Source organism: Muricomes intestini (assembly GCF_004346165.1).
Lineage (GTDB): Bacteria > Bacillota > Clostridia > Lachnospirales > Lachnospiraceae > Muricomes > Muricomes intestini.
Genome location: NZ_SLZZ01000032.1, coordinates 24274 through 32905, shown reverse-complemented (window position 1 = coordinate 32905; position 8632 = coordinate 24274). Strand labels below are relative to the sequence as shown.

The following is an 8632-nucleotide window of genomic DNA, read 5'->3' as shown; positions in this document are numbered from 1 at the left end:
CACAATACTGTCCTTTCATTTTTTTCAAAAATAGGGCAGATTGGTACTTTAGGAGAAGTTATATCTTTTGAAATTACATTTTGCGGAAACTCAAGGACATTTGCTGCTTTAAAAAATTTTGTATGACATTTCTTGAGTTTACGCAGTTTTATCCACACAAACCCAAATTAAGCCATATCTTTATAAACAACTTTCAAAAAATGCCAAAATATAAGAACTCTGATCCTTTTTTGATGTAAAATTAAGCTGTCAAACAAAAATGTTACTAAATAAAAAAGAAGGAGATTCCCTATAGCTAATTATACATCAAATACATAACATCCTATAATCTGAATTAATGCCGGGCACCAAAAATAAAAAGAATCAGTGACTTTTCGCATCTGTAAAGATTATGTCTCTGACTTTATAAATTCCCGATACTGTCCTGGCGTATATCCAACCTTTTTTCTGAATAGCTGGCTGAAGTAGCGGGAGTCTGTATACCCTACATTGGCAGCCACCTCGTAAATTTTCAGGTTAATATCATGAAGATACTTTTTGGAGGCTTCTATCCGCACATCAGTGATATATTCCTTAATAGATGTCTTCTCCATATTTTTAAACAGAGTGCTCAGATAGCAGGCAGAAAGCCCAATTTCATAAGCAATAGATTCCAGGGAGATATCATCAGCATAATTTGTCTGTATGTAGATTTTCGCCTTATCGATCAATTTCCTGCTCTTATTGGTTCTGAGTTGCTCAATATTTTGAATAGAATGGTTGACATAATCGCTTAGGATTCCTTTTATTTTTTCAAGATTTGTGCAGTTCTCTAGTTGTATTACAATCTTCTGTGAGGGGGTTTTATCAAAGTTAAATTCCTGACTCAAAGAATTGGAAAGGTAGTAATACAGCTCCAGGAACTTATTTGTTGCCAAAATCCTATCACCGTGAAGCTGCAAGACATTCAGATAAAATATGTTTAAAAACTGTTCTGCATGCTGTGAATCACAGAGTCTAATATACTTCAGCAAGTCTTCCTGAATATACTTAAAATTGGGAACAATTTCCCCAACATTACGCAATCCCACATCTGTGGTGCAGATAATTTCGTTGAAGCCAATATAAAAAGAATACTTACTGGCAGCAATAGCATCCTTTACAGACTGCCGCAGCTGAGCAATGTTTTGCACAATTGTGGATAATCCTATAGAGAATGGATGCTGGTAATTGAAATCCAAATACTGCCGGATACGATCTGCAAGATGATAATTTCTCTTCTGTACTTCTACCATATCACTGCTGTCCGAAGACAGGATGATAGTAATGGAGCTGGTATCATAAAAATAGATTTTCTTAAGATCATCCTCGATAAAAAGTGTAATAGTTTGAGCTAATCTGGATACATTTATAAATTCCTTCTCAATTTCCTGAGCATTATTATCCTGTAAGAAATCAATAAAAAGAACCTGATATGATCTGTTCAAAATGTCGATGTTAAACAAACAGAATGTTGAATCTATAATCTCCGGGTTATCTAGATTTTCACGTATGATTTTAAAAAACCATTCCTGCATCAGGGGCAGGCACTCTCGGAGCTGTTCCTTTAACATAAAATTCTTCGCTTCCGTTTCCTTTTCCTGCTCCAACAGAATATTCACCTGGACGAGCTGGGCATATAACTCCTTCTCGTTAATAGGCTTTAATAGGTAATTGAATACATTGCAGCGCAACGCTTTCTGCGCATATTCAAAATCATCAAATCCTGAAAGTATGATTATCTTGGTATGCGGCATGGTAATCGTAAGCATATCACATAAATCAAGCCCATTGGAGCCTCCCATACGTATGTCAGTAATAACTAAGTTCGGATGCGTTTCCCGTATGATAGTCAATGCCTGTTGATTGTTGTTTGCAGTCCCAACAATTTTATGTGGAATATCAAAGGATGATATAATTTTAATTAGATGATAGATAATCAGCTGTTCATCGTCTACTAAAACAATATTTAACATAATGCGTCCTCCTCAGTCTTTTATAGCACTTCTTTATCTATGCGTATAACTGCTGTAACCCCTCCGTCAGCATTTTCTTCATAAGTAAGATCCGCATGATCTCCGTAACAATTCTGCAGCCGCAGATAGACATTTTGGATACAGTAAAAGTTTACGTTATCTTCTTTATAGAGCGTTCCGCACCGCACCAGATAATTCAGCATTTCTATATCACTTCCCCATCCGTTGTCCGCAACCAAAAGATATAGGCATTGCCCTGTCTCTTTGACTGTAATCGTAATCCGTCCGGTAGCATTCAAATCCTTAAAACCATGCATGATGCTATTTTCAACAAGGGGCTGCAAGATCAACTTAATAATTTTATAGTCAGGCAACGGAGAAGGAATATCCAAGTACATTTCAACTCTGTCAGAGTATCGCAACTTCTGGATTTGGATATAGGAACTGACCTGTTCAATTTCTTTTTCAAGTGTAATAAAGTTATTTCCATTATTCAGACTACTGCGGAGGAATTTGTCAAGCCCACTGATCATCATAACAGCGTGCTCGTTTTTTTCTAGGGCAATCAGAGCGCTGATAGATTCTAATGTGTTGTAAATAAAATGGGGATTCATCTGCGACTGCAATGCAGCTATTTCCGCCTGTTTGAATTTCAGTAAGGTCTCTTCTCGCGACTTAATCAATTCTTCATTTTTTACCAGCATTCCATTATATGTATTATAAAGAAGATTAATTTCAATACAATTTTGAACTACCAAGTCTTCCGCAGGCTCCATTTTTTGCATCTGGAGACAAAGCCGATGCACTGGCAAAGATATCTTCCGACTGTTCTTTCTGGAAAGCATAGCGGCCAGTAAAATGGAAAATGTGAAAACCAGTAGAATCAGAAGAAGGTCCTGTAAGGTGCTCCGATAAAGTCCCCAATTGCTGACGATACCAATTACATTCCAGCCTTCAGTGATAACGGGAAATTCCACCAAGATGTGAGTAACGGTAATTCTATCCTCGTGATCAGGCAGGCTATCCTCAATTATCTTCGGTATTTCTTTATATGGATGAAGAAGCTGCCCATCAGCTTCAATCAACGCGTACCCCTTTTCTCCAAAAGATATGGAGCCAAGAGGGCGGATAAGCTTTTCTATTGTTACATTCGCTTTGATTACCCCCAATTGTCGTGAAACATTATTGACATCATAAAAAATGCGGGCTGCACAAAGTGTTGGCTTTTTAAAGGTGTCTTTGTCCACGAACCAGTACGTTTCTCCTCCGGCATCCAAGGTGTGCTGAAACCAAGTCTCAAAAACAACGCTGTCTGCAGAAAACAGTGCATTACTATATTGCGCAGAAGCGGAAAATGGGGGAAGAAAGTCATGTAGGTTATAGGCAAAAATCTGCACGGAATCCAAATTCTTTTTGAATAAATCCACCGAAAATAACGTTTCATTACTCTTTGTAAGCAATGTCATGCTGGGATGTATATTCAATTCCTTAATTTCATTTTGTAATTCAGAATCGGCCTGAGTAAGTGTCAGGTAATCTTCTATCATCTTTGTGTGATTATTAATGTTAATCTGCGCCTGTTTTAGAGATTCATACATGTTCTGCTTTTCATTAGATAACGTATTTGCAGCATCAATAATAGCACTAGATGTGCTGACCAGCAGAACTACAGTAATAATTAAGTACATGTAATTGTGAAATAATATCTTTTCAAACGTTTTTTGACTGTATTGCTGTTTCATATGTCATCTTCTCCTGAATTTATGCCGCAGATAAGTCCCCCTTTTATGATAGAAAGAGTTTTTGCTATATTTGAATTATACCCTTTCAATAAGGGAAAGGAAAGCGTTTGACGGTTTTCGAAAAAAAACAAACAAAATAGAAAGTTTACCTTATTTCAATCGTACTGAAATTGAATTAATATTCAGATATACCTTTTTAGAACAGCCTTTACCGATGTAGACTGTGAAGAAAAAATTATCCGGATAGTAAATTTGAATTGAAAAAATGAAAGAAAAGAGGTTGTAAAATGTACCAACAAAAATATGATGTGATTGTAGCCGGCGGCGGTACAGCAGGAATAGCAGCTGCACTTTCCTCCTCAAGAGCAAAAGCTAAGGTACTGTTAATTGAAAAGAACTCCTATGTAGGCGGGACTGCAGCATCGGGCCTTCCATTTATTGACTTTTTTAATAGAGATGGCAGACAGATCGTGGCGGGAATCGCAGAAGAATTGATGAAACAACTATTTCGGGAAAAAGCAGCGCTGAAGCATATTCGCACCTCCGGAGGCCATCTGAATTCTGTTACCATGATTGACCCAGAATGGCTCAAAATCATTGCGGAAGAGATGCTTTTAGAAAGTGGATGTGATATTCTTTACCACTCCTTTGTATGCGGGGCAAAGGTAGAAAATGACACTCTTAGCAGCATAACCGTTGCTAATAAAAATGGGCTCACAAAATTTCAGGCAGATTGTTTTATCGATACAACAGGTGATGGAGATTTAGCAAAATTCTCCGGTGCCCGGTACCATCAAGGAAGAGAAAGAGACGGCCTATGTCAGGCAATGAGTCTCCTTTTCAAACTAGGTGATGTAGATGTGGAGCGTACTACGGCATTATTTTCAGAGAATCCTGTTGTGGCGTGTCCGGTTGGCGGAGATCACGAATACAATCTCCATATCAGTGGAAAATTGTCCAAATGGAATGATATCGTAAAAAAAGACGAGATATTCCCACATCCAGATCACAACATCTGGGCAGGGACTATGCGGCAAAATGAACTAACTTATGTAAATACAGTCAGAGTCAGTGAAAAAAATGGTGCAGATGCCTACGAGCTTTCCGAAGCTGAGATTGAAGGAAGAGCACAGCTCAAAAAAGTAATTTATTTCTTGAACAAATATGTCCCTGGATTGGAAAAAGCACATATTACTAGTATCCCCAATGGGATTGGCGTTAGAGAAACAAGAAGAATTGACGGCGAATATGTACTGACCGGCAAGGATGTTATTGAAGGTCGGAAATTTGAGGACCGTATTGCAAGAAACGGCTACTGCATTGACATCCATGATCCAAAGGGACAGGGTTGGGGCATTTCCCGGATACAGAGCCAAGACCAAAGCTATGATATTCCATATCGCTGCATTGTACCTGTAAGGATTGATAATCTGCTGGTTGCAGGGAGGTGTATCTCTACAACATCAGAAGCCTTGGCATCCACAAGAATCATGCCCTCCTGTATGGCGCTGGGGCAGGCAGCAGGCATTGCAGCAGCACTATCAGCAAATAAAAAAATAGCTCCAAGGAAGTTAAATGTAGAAGAAATACAGAATATCCTCAAGAAAAGCGGAGCGCTTATATAATTAAACGGAATAAATATATTGTATCATACTGTATATAACACAATTTTTCAGTAAGTAAAGAAATGAATACAGAATACAGAAAACAGGAAAGGAAAAAGAGTTTATGAAAAAGAAATCTTTAAGTCTAATCTTATGTGCAACATTAGTCTTTGGCCTGGCAGCATGCGGATCAACTAAAAAAGAGAAGAAAAATGATTCTTCCTCAGGCGAAATTGTATTGGAATTTCCTAGTTGGCAGGCAACCGAACCCGGCTTCCAAGAATTTTGGGAGGAAGCGGTAGCCGAATTTGAAAAAAGAAACGAGAATGTAAAAATTAATTTATATCAAGTTCCATTCGACAGTTATGTAGACACCTTGACAACATTGTATGCAGCAGACACGCCCCCACAGATTACACATATTCCATCCAGGTACTTTGCACAGTTTTCAGACATGGGATGGTTTGAACCGCTCAATGACCGGCTCAAACAAACAGACATTATTGAAAACTGGAGCAATCTGCAGGATGGTTTGCAGGTAGATGGAAAATATTACGGAGTTCTTCTTTTAGGGAATGGATACTCTATGTATTACAACAAAGCAATGTTCGATGAAGCCGGGATTGATGTCCCAACAGATGTTAATTCTTTTATGGAAGCAGCGAAAACTTTGACAAAAGACGAAAATGGTGATGGGGACCCAGAGATTTATGGATTTGGTGCATGCCAAGTCACAGATACAAACTTTTACAATGAAGCCACTTCTTTTGTAGTCGGTCTTGGCGGAAAATGGTCTGAAAATGGGAATCTGACACCGATGACTTCTGATACGACAAAGGAAGCACTAAAATTATATCAGTCTTTATTCGTGAACAACTACACTCCAACAGGACTTTCTGTGGAGCAGAAACGTCAATATTTTGTAGAAGGTAAGATGGCTATGATCTTCGATGGTCCATGGGTAGCCTCACTGATTAACGATGCAGCAGAAGAAGTAAAAGAAAACCTTCTCGTAACGACAATCCCATTTGAAAGTGTCCCAGGTTCAATGAGCAACAGTCTGCATATTCCTGCAACAATCAGTGATAAGGAAAAAGAGCTTGTTTGGGAATTTATTCAAATGGTAACGGAAAATGACTTTCAGAAATTATATATGGAAAAGGTAGGCTCTCCCTCTCCAAGCAAAACTGCTATCGACGATGAGGTTCTGGAGGAAAATCCATTCCTTGGACAGTTTGTGAAAGATGCGGAAAAAGCACAGGAAATTCTTCCTTCTGGCTATGAAAAAGATTATGGTGAATTCACACAGTATATCATTGATGGTGTCATGACAATGGTAACTGATCCATATGCAGATGTTGCGACCACTCTGGATGATATGAAAACAAAGATAACAAATGAATTGGGGAAATAATAAGGATCAAAAAATCGGGCTGCTCACACAGGCAGCCCACTTATAAATTTCCTGTTTGTAAATGGAGGTACCCTTTTGACTGCAAAAATAAAAGTTATAAGAACAACAAGCGAGAAAAAGAACCACCGAATGGCAGTTGCATTCGCCCTGCCCGCTGCAGCATTTTCTCTGCTATTAATCATATATCCATTATTTACCACGATCAAGCTGAGCTTTCAGGACGTGAAATTTATCGGGAGCCTAACCGACGATACGGCTGGATTTACTATCGCCAATTACACAAAATTATTTTCCAACGCAGATTTCTGGAGGGCATTGGGCAGATCGCTCATATTTACCTTTTCTGCACTGTCTATTTCCTTCCTAATTGGGCTTGTGCTTGCACTCCTTTTAAACAAAAAATTTCACTGTCAGAAACTTGTAAGGACGCTGATATTACTTGCGTGGCCAATACCCGGAGTTATCGTAGGTCTCCTGTTTATATGGCTGTTTGATGGAAATTATGGGATTATCAATACGATTTTAAAATCCTTACATATTATTGACCAGAATGTCAAGTGGCTTTCTGCAGGAAATACCGCCATGGTAACTGTCATTATAGCAACTATTTGGAAAAGCTATCCTTTCTTTACCCTGACTTTACTTGCCGGCCTAAAAGGAATTTCCGAGGATTATTATGAAGTGGCAAGCATTGATGGGGCAAATGCATGGCAGAGATTCACTAATATTACGCTGCCAGCACTTCAATCCGTCATTGTAACATCCCTGCTTCTGAACGGTCTTTGGATTTTCCGCAATTATGACTTGATATATACCATCACAGGAGGCGGCCCAAACCAAGCCACGGAGACATTGCCGCTTCTCTTATATAATCAGGCATTTAAATATTACAACATGGGATATGCATCTACGATAGGAATGATAAGTCTGTTGGTATGCTCCATCTTTGTAGTTCTGGCAATGCCATCTCTTAAGAAACAATTTTATTAGAAGAGGAGAAAATGTATGAATACACTTAATCGAAGGAAATTTAAACGTGCAGGCATGTATGCACTCATCATTCTGTCAGTCGTAATTCTTGCATTCCCCCTGTATTGGATGATCGTAACATCGCTGACTACGAGAAGTGCTTTGCTGGAAAACATAAGTATACTGCCAAAACCAAAAAACATAACATCAAGTAACTTTATGAAGATTCTTGATTCCCAACCTATATTAACATGGTTTGGAAATTCTATCTTTGTAACCGCTTTTAGTACAATTATAGCGATCACCGTATCCACGATGGCCGCATACAGTATGTCAAGATACAAATATAAATCTACAAATTTTCTTGGATTCTTCCTGCTGGTTGTAAGGATGCTCCCGGAAACCCTTCTTGTTGTACCGCTGTACATGATGTTTACACATATGAAATTGATTAATAATTACGCGTCACTCATTATCAGTAATATTACATTTATCATTCCATTTTCTACGTGGATGATGAAGGGCTATTTTGACAGTATCCCAAATACGCTGGAGGAAGCTGCCAGGATAGATGGCTGCAGCAGACTTCAGGCAGTCAGGAAGATTGTCATCCCGTTGGCTACTCCGGGGATTGCAGCAACTTCAACATACTCCGCTATTTTAGGATGGAGCGAATTCCTGTTTGCGCGTACCTTTATTACCCGGCCGGATAAATGGACGGTCACAGTAGGGATATCCTCTTTGATGGGGGAATATACCATCATCTGGGGTGAGGTAATGGCTGCGGCGGCTATCTCCATTATTCCAATTGCATTGGTGTTCATATTCCTTGAAAAATATATGGTGGCAGGGGTAACAGCGGGGGCTGTGAAAGGATAGGCACCTGAGAGGTGCCTTAACCCGCGCCAA

At 39.0% G+C, this 8632-nt stretch carries 6 protein-coding genes; 4 read left to right on the top strand and 2 right to left on the bottom strand.

Annotated elements, in window-relative coordinates:
• Nucleotides 1-389: 389 nt before the first annotated feature.
• Nucleotides 390-1994 (bottom strand): response regulator, encoded by a 1605-nt coding sequence (locus tag EDD59_RS15600; RefSeq protein WP_132383559.1) that lies wholly within the window; start codon nucleotides 1992-1994, stop codon nucleotides 390-392.
• A 20-nt stretch (nucleotides 1995-2014) separates the two neighbouring features.
• A complete protein-coding gene (locus tag EDD59_RS15595) occupies nucleotides 2015-3736 on the bottom strand; it encodes a cache domain-containing sensor histidine kinase (RefSeq protein WP_132383557.1) in 1722 nt (573 codons plus the stop codon).
• Nucleotides 3737-4023: 287 nt separating this feature from the next.
• On the opposite strand from EDD59_RS15595, the gene EDD59_RS15590 reads away from it, so the two are divergent.
• The 4 genes from EDD59_RS15590 (at nucleotide 4024) to EDD59_RS15575 (ending at nucleotide 8602) form a co-directional block, all read left to right on the top strand.
• On the top strand, nucleotides 4024-5361 hold the full coding sequence (locus EDD59_RS15590) for an FAD-dependent oxidoreductase (RefSeq protein ID WP_132383555.1): 1338 nt from the start codon (nucleotides 4024-4026) through the stop codon (nucleotides 5359-5361).
• 103 nt (nucleotides 5362-5464) lie between these two features.
• Nucleotides 5465-6754 (top strand): ABC transporter substrate-binding protein, encoded by a 1290-nt coding sequence (locus tag EDD59_RS15585; protein ID WP_132383553.1) that lies wholly within the window; start codon nucleotides 5465-5467, stop codon nucleotides 6752-6754.
• 75 nt (nucleotides 6755-6829) lie between these two features.
• On the top strand, nucleotides 6830-7744 hold the full coding sequence (locus tag EDD59_RS15580; RefSeq protein WP_132383551.1) for a carbohydrate ABC transporter permease: 915 nt from the start codon (nucleotides 6830-6832) through the stop codon (nucleotides 7742-7744).
• 15 nt (nucleotides 7745-7759) lie between these two features.
• On the top strand, nucleotides 7760-8602 hold the full coding sequence (locus EDD59_RS15575; protein WP_132383549.1) for a carbohydrate ABC transporter permease: 843 nt from the start codon (nucleotides 7760-7762) through the stop codon (nucleotides 8600-8602).
• Nucleotides 8603-8632 lie beyond the last annotated feature (30 nt).